The 14,395-nt window shown below is 45.5% G+C and carries 13 protein-coding genes; 8 read left to right on the top strand and 5 right to left on the bottom strand.

Annotated features, from left to right (window positions below):
- Nucleotides 1–350 precede the first annotated feature (350 nt).
- The gene (locus tag B3182_RS11785) at nt 351–1,199 is read left to right on the top strand and encodes a formate/nitrite transporter family protein (protein ID WP_292356160.1); all 849 of its coding nucleotides are present in this window, start codon (nt 351–353) and stop codon (nt 1,197–1,199) included.
- A 56-nt stretch (nt 1,200–1,255) separates the two neighbouring features.
- Here B3182_RS11785 and cynS read toward each other — a convergent pair whose 3' ends face one another.
- The 4 genes from cynS to B3182_RS11765 form a co-directional block, all read right to left on the bottom strand.
- Entirely contained in the window at nt 1,256–1,696 is a 441-nt protein-coding gene (cynS, locus tag B3182_RS11780) for a cyanase (protein ID WP_292356162.1), read from the bottom strand.
- A gap of 70 nt (nt 1,697–1,766) precedes the next feature.
- Nucleotides 1,767–2,594: a formate/nitrite transporter family protein gene (locus tag B3182_RS11775; RefSeq protein WP_292752848.1), complete on the bottom strand. Its 828-nt coding sequence runs from the start codon at nt 2,592–2,594 to the stop codon at nt 1,767–1,769.
- Nucleotides 2,595–2,778: 184 nt separating this feature from the next.
- Complete coding sequence (locus B3182_RS11770) at nt 2,779–4,908, bottom strand: putative bifunctional diguanylate cyclase/phosphodiesterase (RefSeq protein WP_292356166.1); 2,130 nt, start codon at nt 4,906–4,908, stop codon at nt 2,779–2,781.
- Between the two features lie 72 nt (nt 4,909–4,980).
- The gene (locus B3182_RS11765; protein WP_292752845.1) at nt 4,981–5,847 is read right to left on the bottom strand and encodes an SDR family NAD(P)-dependent oxidoreductase; all 867 of its coding nucleotides are present in this window, start codon (nt 5,845–5,847) and stop codon (nt 4,981–4,983) included.
- A 102-nt stretch (nt 5,848–5,949) separates the two neighbouring features.
- Here B3182_RS11765 and B3182_RS11760 point away from each other — a divergent pair, with 102 nt between their 5' ends.
- Entirely contained in the window at nt 5,950–6,783 is an 834-nt protein-coding gene (locus tag B3182_RS11760) for a CheR family methyltransferase (protein ID WP_292356170.1), read from the top strand.
- Here B3182_RS11760 and B3182_RS11755 read toward each other — a convergent pair.
- Nucleotides 6,780–7,463, bottom strand: a complete 684-nt coding sequence (locus B3182_RS11755; protein ID WP_292356173.1) for a DUF4126 domain-containing protein — start codon at nt 7,461–7,463, stop codon at nt 6,780–6,782. The two genes, B3182_RS11760 and B3182_RS11755, sit on opposite strands and share 4 nt — an antisense overlap.
- A 110-nt stretch (nt 7,464–7,573) precedes the next feature.
- Here B3182_RS11755 and B3182_RS11750 point away from each other — a divergent pair, with 110 nt between their 5' ends.
- The 6 genes from B3182_RS11750 to argB form a co-directional block, all read left to right on the top strand.
- The gene (locus B3182_RS11750) at nt 7,574–8,332 is read left to right on the top strand and encodes a Nif3-like dinuclear metal center hexameric protein (protein ID WP_292356175.1); all 759 of its coding nucleotides are present in this window, start codon (nt 7,574–7,576) and stop codon (nt 8,330–8,332) included.
- A gap of 32 nt (nt 8,333–8,364) precedes the next feature.
- Nucleotides 8,365–9,699 carry a YihY/virulence factor BrkB family protein gene (locus B3182_RS11745; protein WP_292356177.1) on the top strand — a complete coding sequence of 445 codons (1,335 nt, stop codon included), beginning with the start codon at nt 8,365–8,367 and terminating at the stop codon, nt 9,697–9,699.
- Nucleotides 9,696–10,916, top strand: coding sequence for a bifunctional phosphopantothenoylcysteine decarboxylase/phosphopantothenate--cysteine ligase CoaBC (gene coaBC / locus B3182_RS11740; protein WP_292356179.1), 1,221 nt, complete (start codon nt 9,696–9,698; stop codon nt 10,914–10,916). Before B3182_RS11745 ends, coaBC begins: the two co-directional genes overlap by 4 nt.
- Nucleotides 10,897–11,352, top strand: a complete 456-nt coding sequence (dut, locus tag B3182_RS11735) for a dUTP diphosphatase (protein ID WP_318988368.1) — start codon at nt 10,897–10,899, stop codon at nt 11,350–11,352. Before coaBC ends, dut begins: the two co-directional genes overlap by 20 nt.
- Before the next feature lie 8 nt (nt 11,353–11,360).
- A complete protein-coding gene (locus tag B3182_RS11730; protein ID WP_292356181.1) occupies nt 11,361–13,670 on the top strand; it encodes a phosphomannomutase/phosphoglucomutase in 2,310 nt (769 codons plus the stop codon).
- 114 nt (nt 13,671–13,784) lie between these two features.
- Nucleotides 13,785–14,395 (top strand): acetylglutamate kinase (gene argB, locus B3182_RS11725; protein WP_292752842.1); only part of this gene is annotated, 611 nt, incomplete at its 3' end.

The following is a 14,395-nucleotide window of genomic DNA, read 5'->3' as shown; positions in this document are numbered from 1 at the left end:
GGCGCGCCAGGGAGGCGCGCGCCGGTCTGCGTTGCTCGTCACTTATTTAGAATAACTAAAAGCCGCTCCTCGTGCCTTGATTGACGTTTTTTCAGCTCACAACAGAGGCGGAGATGAAAGAGCAACAGACCCTGTTTAAACGGGAATCATTTATCGAGTTGGGTAAAACTGACCCAACTCGATAGTTTAATGAAACCATGATTCAGACTTTGGTTAAAGATTATTTCGCCTGTATTGCCTGTTGAGCCTCAATAATCATTGCTTAATTTGGGAATGGAATCCCAGCAAAGCGCAGCAAGTCACTGATATAATGCTTGACTTTGTCCCCATTTCTCACAGGTAACTAACTCATGTCTGATTTCGGCAAGTTTGTCGATGCTTTCACGCCAGCGGAAGTCGCGGAAAAAGTCAAAACCGTCGGTGTGGATAAGGCCAATATGGCGCTTATTCCATTGGTCATTCTATCCCTGATGGCTGGGGCATTTATCTCGTTTGCTGCTATGTATTACACGGTGGTGATAACCGATGCTAGTACCGCCTATGGCCTTGCAAGACTGGCAGGTGGGTTGGTATTTGCTCTGGGCTTCATTTTGGTGGTAATTGCTGGAGCCGAACTGTTTACCGGGAATACGCTGGTGGTAATGGCCTATGCCAAAGGACAGGTGAGCTTCAAGTCCTTAATGCGTAACTGGGGTATTGTCTATGTCGGCAATCTGGTGGGTGCACTGGTTACAGTATATCTGGTGTATCTATCTGGTTATCTGACAGATGGAAATTACGGTGTGGGGGTGACGGCCATCAAAACTGGTTTGTTAAAAGTAGATCATTCACTCACCGAGGCTTTCATACGCGGTTTACTCTGTAATGTACTGGTCTGTTTAAGCAGCTGGATGGTGTATGCCTCCCGCAGTGTGACCGATAAGGTGATGGCCGTATTATTTCCCATCTCCGGATTTGTGGCCATGGGCTTTGAACATTCGGTTGCCAATATGTACATGATCCCAATTGCGATGCTTGCAGCAACTGACCAGGCAATTGTGGCAGCCGGACATTTTGATGCCGCCCAGTTAGCAACGTTGGATTTTGCCGGTTTAATGGGCAACCTTATTCCGGTCACTCTCGGTAATATTGTTGGCGGCGCAGGCTTTGTAGCGATGACCTATTATCTGGTCTATGTATATGCTCGTCCAAACCGATAAACAGGTCTTAACACTAAAAGGTGCACTGTTGTAATCAACAGTGCACCTTTTTTTGTTTACCACGACTTATAAGGCAGAAACTTTCCATCAAGTGTAATGACAATCCGATCACCTTTGGGATCAGGTTTTTTCTCAATATTCATGGCAAAATCAATAGCACTGACAATACCATCGCCACATTTTTCATGCACAATCTCTTTAATGGTCGGACCATAAACCGACATCATTTCATAGAGACGATATAGCAAAGGATCGGTAGGAACCGTTTGGTCCCATTGCTTGTTTGGGTATTTCTGCAGAGCCAGTTCCACTTCAGTGCCCAGATCCAGTGACTGACACAGTTTTTTGGCGGTATCGGCTGGCATGCTGTTCATTCCAAGGCAGGCTGATGCCGTCCACTCAGATGACATGCCAATGGCTTCACCGATTTTTTCCCAGGTCAGTTCTTTCGTTTCTTTTGCCACCATGATGGCTTGCGTCATAGCAAGTTTATTCATTGTTACTCCAAAATCTATTGTTCGAATAAAAAACCTGACACCACTTTCCGGTGCCAGGCCAACGAGGAAATCAATTCATTTTTTCTGAAAACTCAGCGGTAGGTGCACCGGTTTTGTAATGTGTGGCATACAACATGCCACCAGTCAGAACCAAGCCGCCGACAAGATTACCGAAAATAACCGGGATTTCATTCCACAATAACCAGTCAGCAATGGTGATATCTGCACCCATCAGCATGCCCATCGGAAACAGGAACATGTTAACGACGGCGTGTTCGAAAACCAGTCCAAAAAACACTGCAATAGGCAACCACATTGCGACCACTTTGCCGGCTACTGAATTGGATAACATCGCACCGACAACACCGGTAGAAACCATCCAGTTACACAGAATGCCAGCGACAAAAACGGTTAACCAACCCGCACCGCCGTGTGCGGCAAATCCCAAGGTCCGTGCCTCAGCAGCCTTGGCTATGGCCTGACCAGCTGCGCCGGGTTCAGTGGTAAATGCAAAGGTCCAGGCGATACCAACTAACAGCGCAGTGGTTAAGGCACCAAAAAGGTTACCAATGCCTACCAGTAACCAGTTTTTTAACATCCCGTTAAAGCTGCAGCCACGACGTTTATCCAATAAGGCTAATGGTACTAATGCAAATACACCTGTCAGCAAATCAAAGCCCAATAAATTCAGTAAAACAAATCCGACAGGGAAAACTAACGCGCCAACAATCGGCAAACCGGTCTGTACCGCAGCAGTCACCGCGAATGCCACAGCCAGAGTCAGGATAGCCCCAGCCATATAAGATCGAATTAATACGTCCCGGGTAGCCATTTTGAGCTTTGATTCACCGGCATCGACCATTTTTTTGGTAAATTCACTTGGTATGAGATAAGACATAAACGCTCCAGATTGAATTGATGTAAACAGGTAAGCAGTTAGCATGTTTTATGCCTGACTTGCTTTATGCTTTAGTATCAATTGGTTAGCGTTTTAGGTTGGTGTGGAAAGATGTTTTTTGCACCAAGATGATTCGAAGTGGTGTCTCGGCTGCACAAGCATGAGGCGCACAATCAACGAAATGTTATTTAGAAACTGACTCTGACCAGGTAGTACTATCAAGCAACGCTGGTTGTGGGTGTCCAATGTGATAACCCTGAGCAAAATCCACCCCATAGCCTCTTAACAGCGCTAATATTTCCGCATTTTCGACAAACTCAGCGGTAATCTGGCGATTCAGCCCTTTGGCGACATCAACTAATGCTTTGACAAAAAGTTGATCATCGGCATTTTTATCCAGATTTTTAATAAAGATGCCATCAATTTTGATGATATCGACGGGCAGTTCCCGCATATAGTTAAATGAGGAAAACCCGACGCCAAAATCATCAAGGGAAAACCGACAGCCTAATGCTTTTATTGCCTGCATCATGGCTTTGGCTTGCTGCAGATTAGAGACGGCTACTGTTTCAGTGATTTCAAAAATGATGCCGTTGGGATTGACTTGATGTTCGGCAATTGTGTTTTCCAGTAAAGGCAATAACACAGAGGTATCAATAACCAATCCAGAGAGGTTTATAGCAAAACAAACGTTTCTTCCCTGCTTTTGCAATGCCCCCAGTTGCTGCAGAGCGTGGTGGATAACATAATGATCTATCTGCTGAATCAAACCGACCTGTTCAGCAATTTGAATAAATTTCCCGGGTAGTCGCAGTTCACCGGTGCCAGGATCCCGCATTCGCAGTAAAACTTCGTAGTGTTCTATTTTGTCCGTCTGCAATTCCAGAATCGGCTGATAGAACAACACAAACAGATCCTGTTCCAGAGCCTGTTCAATTCGATGTTTCCATAACACTCGGGCTTGCAGTTGCTCTCGGGTACGATCATCAGGTGAAAAAGTATGGAAACTGCCCTTACCAAAAGCTTTGGCCTGGTACATTGCCAGATCGGCAAACCCCATCAGTTCATGAATACTGGCATCCTGTAACGGGAAGTGCACAATACCGATGCTGGTGGATACTTTGTGGTGAACTGCACCATATTCGAGCTGAATGGTGCTCAGCTCATGGATTACTTTTTTTGCCAATGTGATAGCACCTGCTGAGTCGCTTTCAGGCATTAAAATAGCAAACTCGTCTCCCCCCAGTCTGGCAACCAGATCAGTAAAACGGGTAACCCGTTTTAGGGCACGGGCAACTAGAATCAACAGTTCGTCACCGGCCCGGTGACCACTGGTATCGTTGATGTCCTTGAATTGATCCAAATCGAGATACAGCAGCGTGTTGTGGTGATGATACCGAATAGCCATACGCAGCGATTTTTCGAACTCTTCAATAAATTTACGTCGATTACATAAGTCGGTCAGAGGATCATGCTCAGCCATCCAGATAATGCGTTTTTCAGCGTCTTTTTTATCAGTCATATCCAGGCCAACCGATAAAATTACCGCTTGCTGATTATCATGTTCGAGGCGCGAATGCAGCCAGGAAATCTGCCGGATAAGACCGTTTTTATCAATGAGTTCGGCATCTTGTTGGGCTATTCGCTGATGACCGGCCAGTAATTCATTGAAATGGATATTGGCCTCAGTCCAATGACTGGCAGGAAACATTCTGGCGACATTGGTATTGAGAATTTCATTTTTGTTATAGCCGGTAATTTGTTCGCCATAATCGTTAAACAGCGAAATATCAAATTTTTTATCAATGGTTAAAACGATTAACTGGGCGGTATCAAGCAGGCTTTTTATGAAGTCACGATCTTTACGCAGCTCACGATTCTTAATCTGAACCTGCTGATTGCGCAGTCGTCGGTGCTGATCGAGATGATCCAGCACATTTATCAGTTGATGAGTCAGGTTCGACAGCTCGATAACTTCCTGATCAATACTGCTGAAAGTTGTTTCTGATAAAAGCTGGCGGGCCTGCTGATATTTTTTTGCCGACAATAAAGGAAGGGCCAGCGATATGTGTTCAATCTGAGTTAACGGTTGGGATAGACGTCGCAATACCCATAATGTTAAGGCCAGAGAAAACAGCAGAATCAATACGAGTGGCAAGAGATAGATAGTCAGCAGTTGTGTTTTTTCAAAAAGACCCTGCTGAAAGTTTAAATAACCGATAAGGCAAAGAATGATGAAGCCGGTCAGGCAACTGCCAAAAAAAATGCTGTAGGCCGTTTTCCAATGAAGTTGAAGTTTTGACATCCTGGCCATTTATATCTCATCCATGGGAAGCAATATGCCGGCGATTATGGCATATCACGGAGTGAAAATAATGTGCGCAATCTACTGTTGTTCATCACGAGAAACTTTGCGGAGTACCCAATCCAGAGCGTTGGCAGGTAAAACGCGTTTGAGATACGCAAACAGATACGTCGGAAAAGTAACGTAATAACGAATCTTTGGTCGATCGGCTTCTATGGCATGTACTAACTTATCAACTACTGCTTTGGCTGGAAGGGTGAAAGGTGCTGCTGGCCCTGGCGTTAACAGGCGTTTTTCCATTGCTGTATAGCTGGCCTTATGAGCACTGGTATCTTTATTAATATGCTGCTGATATTTGGTAAAAGCATTTTGCCTGAACTGGCTGGTTATTGGGCCAGGTTCGATGAGCGAAATGGTAATACCTGTACCTTTTAACTCCAAACGCAAGGTATCAGCCAAACCTTCGATGGCGAATTTACTGGCGTTGTATGCGCCCCGATAGGGTAAGGCAATGAGCCCTAATACAGAGCTGTTATAGATGATTCTGCCAGATCCCTGCTGGCGCATCTGTTTTATCACCAGGTTAGTCAGTTCCTGAGTACCAAACACATTGGTCTCAAATTGTTCACGGAGCGCGTCCCGCGTCAAATCTTCCACTGCGCCTGGCTGACCGTAAGCAGCATTATTAAATAACACATCGACTTTACCCTCGAATGCTTTTATTGCTGCCTCAACCATGCCGCCTATCGATTCACTGTTTGCCAAGTCGCAAGATAAATTGCTGATGCCGGCTTGTGAAAGCATGATTTGATCGACAGGATTTCTGACTGTCGCAATCACATTATGCCCCCGCCGATGTAATATTCTGGCAGCCTCCAAACCAATGCCGCTCGAACATCCGGTAATCAAAATATTGCGTCGCTGTATGTTGGGCTTGTTTTTTGGCATATAAGCAATCAGAGTATGGTTAAATTATAACGGCTAAACATTTAAGCATATTGACCGCTAAATGTTATAGAACGAAACAATTAAGGTGGGCAAAACTCAGGTATGTTACAAGGAAATGATATTAGTCAGACCGATTACGAACGGTTTCGACTTTTTTTGGAACAGGCCTGCGGCATTGTTTTGGGTGATGGCAAACAATATTTAATTGTCAGCCGTCTCACCAAGCTGTTACGTGATGAAAATATTCCCTCAGTTGCCGATCTGTTAAATGCGATACAGCGTGGTCACCCACGTCATTTGCGAGACGCGGTTATTGATGCGATGACAACGAATGAAACGTCGTGGTTCAGAGATGGCGGGCCGTTTGAAGTATTTGAAAAAATGACGTTGGCGGATTTGGAAACGCGGGTTACAGCACCCTGCAGAATCTGGTCAGCAGCCTGCTCTTCGGGGCAGGAGCCTTATACGATCAGTATGATCCTCAATGAATATATTCGTAAAAAGCCGGATAGCAAACTTAAAAGCACACAAATTATTGCCACCGATATTTCTAACAGCATGCTTGCATTGGCACGACGGGGTGTTTATGAAGAACATGCCCTGATAAGAGGAATTTCCCCCGCGAGACGTCAACAGTTTTTCAAACCCTTTGAAGGCCGCTGGCAAATTGTCGATGAAGTTAAACAGCGGGTTCAGTTCAGGGAACAGAATCTGTTGCAAAGCTATACTGGATTGGGTCGGTTTGATGTCATCCTGTGCCGTAATGTGTTGATTTATTTTTCGATGCAACGCAAGACAGATATTCTTACCCGTTTGGCCCAGGCATTAAACCCGGGTGGGTACCTGTTTTTAGGTGCTTCGGAAACGATTAGTGGTTACACCGATGCATTTGATTTGCAACGCACGCCACATGGCGTGGTGTATCGCCGACGTTAGTTTTCGTATTTATCGGATACAGATTTAATCTCTATGGCTTCAGCGGATTGATCACTTGTTGCTGTTTTCGTCGTTTGCGGTTTTTCACACCATCCCAGCCAGCTTCCAATATATTGTAAAACCGTTTTGATTAAACGCCATAAACGCGGTAGCAACCAAATCATTAACATGATGAAAACAATTAGTGCCGCAAGAAACCACAGCGGATGAGTGAGGGCCGTCCACAAACCGGCAATCACCAGCAAGTCTTCGGTAATTGAGGCTGCCCAGTTGCTGAAAGGTTCTGGTGAGGTATTGATCATTAATCTACTGCCGGCTTTAGTGGCATGGGTTGCGGCAGCAAGGCTCCCGCCCAGCAGACCTGCTGTTAATTCGATTGCCGGGCTGACATCTCCTACTGCACTTGCCGCCAACATGGCACCAGCCGGAATACGGATAAAGGTATGCAGAGTGTCCCAGCCGGTATCGACACAAGGCACTTTATCAGCGAAAAATTCCACACAATACATTACTGCTGCGGCCGTCATCACCAGAGGGTCACTGAGAACCTGCAACTCTGTCGGCAAAACCATATGCCCTGTTGTGCCCATATAACCCAGCATAAATACCGCAGCATATAAATTGATACCACTGGCCCAGGCGGCCCCCATACTCAGCGCAATAATACTTACAGCATCCATTTAACGACTCCCGTTTGGTATAGTGGCCAGGGTCTGTTGATCTTTCAGAGTCTCCCGCAGTGATGGCTTTGAAAGATCAACAGACCCCAGAGTTTTTATGGAGTAATTGAATGATAACCCGAGCAGAGCTGATCGCCTATCTTGATGAGCAATTGGAAGTATCGAGATTTCAGGACTATTGTCCGAATGGTTTACAGGTAGAAGGTAAACCAGAGATAAATACTCTGGTGACCGGCGTAACGGCAAGTCAGGCTTTGTTAGAAGCGGCTGTGGAGCACAATGCTGATGCCCTTATGGTTCATCATGGGTATTTCTGGCGTGGCGAAGCTCCCACAGTGACAGGCATTAAATACCAACGTTTGAAAATGTTAATCAATAATGACATGAATCTTATTGGCTACCATCTGCCCTTGGATGCCCATTCCGAGTTTGGTAATAACGTACAACTGGCGAAAATACTGAATATAGAAATTGATGGATTTATTGCCGGTACTGGAGAACCCGCTATCGGTTTTCAGGGGAAACTAGCAACATCACAAACATTAGACGAATTTTCATCCTATATCGCCTGTCAACTGGATCGAAAACCTACCATTATTGCCGGTCATGATCGTTTAATAAAAACAGTTGGCTGGTGTACCGGTGCTGCACAAGGCTATATTCAGCAGGCAGCAGAGTCAGGTCTGGATGCCTTTATCAGTGGAGAGGCTTCAGAGCAGACAACACATTTGGCCAGAGAACTTGGAATTCATTACATCGCAGCAGGGCACCATGCTACAGAACGTTATGGTGTTAAATCCTTGGGAGAGCATCTTGCTCTGAAATTTGGCCTGCAACACTATTTCATTGACATTGATAATCCAGTTTAATGGATAAACCTGCCATCAGGATGATAACCAGTATGAAAGACTATATAGACAAGTTAAAACATTTTTTCCAGGTTCAGCTTTGGCAGGAAACGACTGAAGGCGCCAGCAAACTAAAACGTTTGACACGGCACGCGGGTCGAGTGACTTATGTGATGGCGAGACAACTGTCGACCGGAGAATTAAACCTGCGGGCAATGAGCCTGGTATTTACCACCTTATTATCATTAGTACCGTTGATTGCAGTTGCTTTCTCGGTGCTCAAAGCGTTTGGAGTACATAACCAAATAGAACCCGTACTGCTCAACTTTATGGCCCCACTCGGTGAAAAAGCAGGGGAAATGACTTCCGGCATTATTGGTTTTGTAGAAAACGTCAAAGTTGGCGTGCTGGGTTCGATTGGTTTGGGCATGTTGTTTTACACAATTATTGCTTTGGTACAGAAAGTTGAAAGTGCTTTTAATTTTGTGTGGCGGGTCAAAAGATCAAGGTCGTTTGCACGTCGGTTCACTGATTATATGAGCGTTGTGATGATCGGGCCGGTATTGGTCTTCTCCGCTTTAGGAATTGCCGCAACGGTGATGGATAATGATGTGGTCTCGACCTTACAATCAATCGAACCATTTGGAACATTGCTACTGATACTCAGCAAATTGTTACCCTATTTTATGATTGTGCTCGCCTTTACCTTTCTCTATACCTTCATTCCTAATACCAAAGTGAAACTTGGGCCGGCCCTGGGTGGTGCAATGGTGGCCGGAGCACTATGGATTGGACTGGGAACTTTGTTTGCGACTTTTGTAGCTTCATCATCCAATTACACGGCAATCTATTCCAGTTTTGCGATTTTATTTTTCTTTATGATCTGGCTTTATCTTGGCTGGTATATTTTATTGACCGGATCTCAGGTAGCTTTTTATCTTCAGCATCCAAGATTTGTATTGATGGGCGGAAAAACCCTGGTTTTGAGTCCACGATTACGTGAGAAAAAGGGCTTGTGGTTAATGACCATTATTGCCCGTCGCTTTTGTGAAAAAAAGCCGGCATACAGCCTTTCGGAACTGGAGAAGCTCACCACGTTAAGTAGTGAAAATTTAGAGGAATTATTGGACATTTTGGAGGAAGGTGGCTTTATCGTAGAGGTGGCTGGAGATAAAGATTCCTTTACTATGGCCGGTGATGTCAGCAAAATTTTAGTCAGTGAAATTTTGTTTTGTTTACGTAGTGCCGAGGAAGTGGGTATTTCAACATTACAGCAACACACTGAGCCCAGTATTGAAGCATTCTTTTCTGAAATTAATGAAGCACAGAATACTGTGTTGGATGATTTAAGTTTACGTGATTTAGCCATAGGCAAAAATACAGCATGATTGAGACAAATGCTTTTCAGGGAAAACGTATTCTTCTTGGCGTTACCGGCAGTATTGCAGCCTATAAATCAGCAGATTTAATTCGAAGATTAAAAGAATACGGTGCTGAAGTACGGGTAATGATGAGTGATGGTGGAACGCAGTTTATTACGCCACTTACGCTGCAAACGGTCAGTGGTAATCCCGTGTCATTGAATTTCTTTGATGCTGATGAAGAAGCTGCAATGGGTCATATTAAATTGGCGCGTTGGGCAGACTGGATCCTGATTGCTCCCGCAACCGCTGACTGTCTGGCGAAACTGGCTCATGGCCTGGCGGATGATTTGATTTCCACGGTATGTCTTGCCTCTGAAGCACCGTTGATGGTGGCACCGGCAATGAATAATAAGATGTGGTCACATATCGCAACCCAGCAAAACTGCCAACTGCTAAAACAACGCGGTGTGGAATTTATTGGTCCTGAAAGCGGTGATCAGGCCTGTGGGGAACAGGGCGAAGGTCGCCTAATGGCTGTTGAAAATATTGTGATGCATCTGAGCCGCAAGTTGCAGACCGGTCCTCTGACAGGAAAACAGGTAGTCATTACTGCAGGACCTACGCATGAACCAATTGATCCGGTTCGCTTTATTGCTAATCGCAGCTCAGGGAAAATGGGCTATTCCCTGGCGCAAGCAGCCGTTGAGATGGGTGCAAAGGTCACCCTGATATCTGGGCCGGTGGCTTTGGAAGCCCCGTCTGGTTGCAGCCGTATAATGGTTGAAACGGCTCAACAAATGTTTGACGCTGTTATGCAAAACTTAGCTGGTACGGCAATTTATATCGGTTGTGCAGCAGTAGCAGATTATCGTCCCACGCATCCTGCTTCAGCTAAATTAAAAAAAACGGCTGATGATGATTTATCACTGCAACTTCGTTTGAATCCCGATATTATTACATCGGTTGCCAATGCCGATGAGCGGCCGGAGCTGGTCGTTGGTTTTGCTGCTGAGACAGATGATTTGCAACAATATGCACAACATAAATTACAGCAAAAACGTTTGGATTTGATCGCAGCGAACCAAGTGGGGGATGGACTGGCTTTTGGTCAGGATAACAATGCGCTGGAAATTTTCTGGGAAGGTGGGCATAAGTCCTTGGCTGAAGCTCCGAAACTTGAAATTGCACGCGAACTCATAACATTAATAACAGAGCGTTATCATGCAAAAAATTCAATTTAAGATTCTCGATCCGAGACTGGGCAAATCCATTGAACTGCCGGACTATGCCACCGAGGGTTCTGCCGGAATGGACCTGAGGGCCTGCCTGGATGAAAATCTGATATTACGTCCTGGCGAAACCATTCTGATACCGACCGGAATTGCCATTCATATTGACGATCCCTCCCTGGCTGCGATGATTTTGCCGCGCTCAGGCCTTGGACATAAACACGGCATTGTATTAGGTAATCTGGTGGGCCTTATCGACAGCGACTATCAGGGACAAATTTTTGTATCCTGTTGGAATCGGGGGGATACGCCCTTTGAAATCGTAGTGGGGGAGCGTATTGCACAAATGCTGTTCGTCCCAGTAGTGCAAGTAGGATTTGAGCAGGTCACCGAGTTTACTGCCAGTGAACGTGGTAGCGGCGGCTTCGGCCATACTGGCAGAAGCTGAGCACAACCGTGCTGCTGAAACTGCAAAATCTGAAGCTATTTCGCCGAAGGCTGAGTTCGCTGGCCATTCTGCTGTTGATTTTGATTGTTCTTTCCGGGGTGGCAGCAGCAATCCGGATTAATGATTACCAACAGCAGTCAGCTTCAGAAGCATTCAACCAGACACAAACGGAAAAGCTGGCGCTCGCTGCATCCGGTATGATCGATATGCTACAAGACTGGCAGCAACGTTTTAACGAGATGTCGGCGGAAAATGCACAGGACCCGGTAGCTTTTGGCTGGCCTGATGCATCAACCTCATGTGTTATTTCCTTTATACCTGCTGCTCCAACATCCGACGCGTGTATTCCGGTCAGTTTTGGCACTATTAATAGTCTGCGCCAGGCAGACATGCAAGGTATGGCTGATATTGCTGTTATGCAGCCAAATACGCCTCAGGCGCATATTTTACTGACCAAGAAGCTGGATGCAGCAGGCTATCTGGTGCTTAGCCTGCAAATGACTGAGCTGGAGGATAAGCTGCGTGAACGTTATTTATCGATTGGTACAGGTAGTCTGGCATTACAGCAAGGGGCCCAAAACTGGCTGACTTTGATCGAACAAGGCGATGGTAAAGCTCAGCATTCCAGTCCTGTTTTTACTCAGGCATTACCCGGAGCTTACTGGCGCCTGGCATTCTGGCCTGCTGAAGGGGTGGCTAAAACAGCAGCCTGGCCTGCATTGCTCATGTTAGCCATTATTGTTTGTGCCTTATGCTGGCTGGTGATAAACCGGTTCAGTACGTTAAAACCAAAAAAACAGGCGCAAATTGGAGCACGCCCACGGCCAGTAGAATATACAGAAAATGAAGTTAATATCGATAATACGCCGCCTCCTGCGGTAATACGCGCAGCCGCTCCCAAAGTGAGTAAAACCGAGTCAGTAGATAGAGTCAGGCCAGTAGATATTAAACCGGTTATTTTTAAGGCCTATGATATTCGGGGTATTGTCGGCACCCAATTAAGTGAACCCATTATGCGGGTCTTGGGGCTTGCCATAGGTACGGAGGCACAGCATCAGGAGCAGACCCGGATTATCGTCGGGCGGGATGGTCGGCTTTCCAGTGAGAGTTTCAGTGATGCATTAATCGAAGGTATTCTGGCCAGTGGTTGTGATGTTACTGATATTGGAGCGGTACCAACCCCTCTTGTTTATTTTGCCTCGCAGCACATGCGGACACATTGTGGCGTAGTAGTGACGGGCAGTCATAATCCACAGGGCTACAATGGTCTGAAAATTGTTATCAATGACAAAACATTGTCTGGTGATGCTATTCAGGGCATTTATCATCGTATACAGCATTCTCGACTTTATAGTGGGGAGGGCCAGTTACGACAGGCAGATATCATTGCTAGTTATATTGAAAAAGTAAAACAGACTGTTCCTTTATCCCGCCCGCTAAAAGTCGGTGTGGATTGTGGAAATGGTATTGCTGGTAAAGTGGTTCCGCAGTTGCTAACCGCATTAGGCTGTGAGGTGCATGAACTGTTTTGCAAAGTTGATGGTCACTTTCCCAATCATCATCCCAACCCGGCCCAACCGCAAAATATGCAGGATATTTCTAAACTGGTTCGTGAGAAACATCTTGATATTGGACTGGCGTTTGATGGAGATGGCGATAGACTGGGAGTGGTTGACGGAGAGGGTGAAATTATCTGGCCGGATCGTTTGCTGATGTTGTTTGCCAGCGATATTCTGAAACGCCATAAAGGTTCGACCATTGTTTATGATGTCAAAAGTACGGGCTTGTTGAGGCAGGTTATTACCAAGGCAGGTGGTAAGGCAATGATGTGCGCTTCGGGCCATTCATTAATACGGGCCGAAATGCTCAAACATGAGGCAAAATTAGCGGGTGAGCTGAGTGGACATATCTTTTTTGCCGATAACTGGTATGGTTTTGATGATGCTTTATTTGCCGCCTGCCGCCTGCTGGCGCTGATTGCCGATGATCCACAACGTCGTGGCGCAACAGAAATCTTTGCTGCACAACCGCAAAGTGTTAGCACTCCAGAAATTTTAATTGATTTAGATACAGCAGAATGCCGTCGGTTTATGACACAATTTACACAAAATGCACAGTTCGATGATGGCGAAGTTATCACCATTGATGGTGTGCGGGTGAATTTTAGCAATGGCTGGGGACTTGTTAGAGCATCAAATACTGTTCCCGGTCTCACGTTGCGATTTGAAGCAGAAACTGAAGAAGATCTGGAACAGATAAAACAGCAATTTATTCAGCAGATGCTGCAGGTGAAACCTAATCTAAGTCTTAATTTTTAATCTTACGCTGTTAACGACAAAAACGAATTATAGTTGGTCGTTATTTTACATAAGCAAAAACAATAAAAAAAGCTTGCACTAAACAGACTGTGCGGGACAAGGAAGAAATTTTTAATGAGTTTGAATACACAAAAAGCGTCACATATTGCTCAGGTTCTGACTGAAGCGTTGCCTTATATCCAACGTTTTTCCGGTAAGACACTGGTCATCAAATATGGTGGTAATGCCATGATTGATGAAACGTTGAAAAACAGTTTTGCCCGCGATGTTGTGTTGTTGAAAGCTGTTGGTATTAATCCTGTCATTGTTCATGGTGGTGGTCCGCAAATAGGCCAGCTTTTGGCAAAGATCGGAAAAGAGTCCGAATTTATTAATGGTATGCGGGTCACAGACAACGAGACCATGGATATTGTTGAAATGGTGCTCGGCGGCCAAGTGAACAAAAGCATTGTTAATCTGATCAATAACCATGGTGGACGAGCTGTCGGCTTGACGGGGAAAGACGGTAGTCTGATATTTGCTGAAAAGATGAAATTTGCTTCACAGGAAGAACTTGGCGTTGATGCACCGGAAATGATTGATTTGGGCTATGTAGGCCGCGTAACCAGTATTGATACCAGCGTGATTGATATGTTGATTCACAGTGACTTCATTCCTGTAATTGCACCTATCGGGGTGGGGCAGGATGGACAGTCCTACAACATTAATGCCGATCTTGTTGCTGG

This window comes from Methylophaga sp. UBA4204, from assembly GCF_002379485.1.
Lineage (GTDB): Bacteria > Pseudomonadota > Gammaproteobacteria > Nitrosococcales > Methylophagaceae > Methylophaga.
Note: the sequence above shows the minus strand (reverse complement) of the source record. Positions and strands in the feature narration are given on the sequence as shown.

Bases quoted from the DNA above. Each gene is read 5' to 3' on its own strand.
- B3182_RS11770 (WP_292356166.1), bottom strand. From the start codon at position 4,908: ATGGCCAGGATGTCAAAACTTCAACTTCATTGGAAAACGGCCTACAGC.
- B3182_RS11760 (WP_292356170.1), top strand. From the start codon at position 5,950: ATGTTACAAGGAAATGATATTAGTCAGACCGATTACGAACGGTTTCGA.
- B3182_RS11775 (WP_292752848.1), bottom strand. From the start codon at position 2,594: ATGTCTTATCTCATACCAAGTGAATTTACCAAAAAAATGGTCGATGCC.
- B3182_RS11755 (WP_292356173.1), bottom strand. From the start codon at position 7,463: ATGGATGCTGTAAGTATTATTGCGCTGAGTATGGGGGCCGCCTGGGCC.
- B3182_RS11785 (WP_292356160.1), top strand. From the start codon at position 351: ATGTCTGATTTCGGCAAGTTTGTCGATGCTTTCACGCCAGCGGAAGTC.
- dut (WP_318988368.1), top strand. From the start codon at position 10,897: ATGCAAAAAATTCAATTTAAGATTCTCGATCCGAGACTGGGCAAATCC.
- coaBC (WP_292356179.1), top strand. From the start codon at position 9,696: ATGATTGAGACAAATGCTTTTCAGGGAAAACGTATTCTTCTTGGCGTT.
- B3182_RS11765 (WP_292752845.1), bottom strand. From the start codon at position 5,847: ATGCCAAAAAACAAGCCCAACATACAGCGACGCAATATTTTGATTACC.
- B3182_RS11745 (WP_292356177.1), top strand. From the start codon at position 8,365: ATGAAAGACTATATAGACAAGTTAAAACATTTTTTCCAGGTTCAGCTT.
- B3182_RS11750 (WP_292356175.1), top strand. From the start codon at position 7,574: ATGATAACCCGAGCAGAGCTGATCGCCTATCTTGATGAGCAATTGGAA.
- cynS (WP_292356162.1), bottom strand. From the start codon at position 1,696: ATGAATAAACTTGCTATGACGCAAGCCATCATGGTGGCAAAAGAAACG.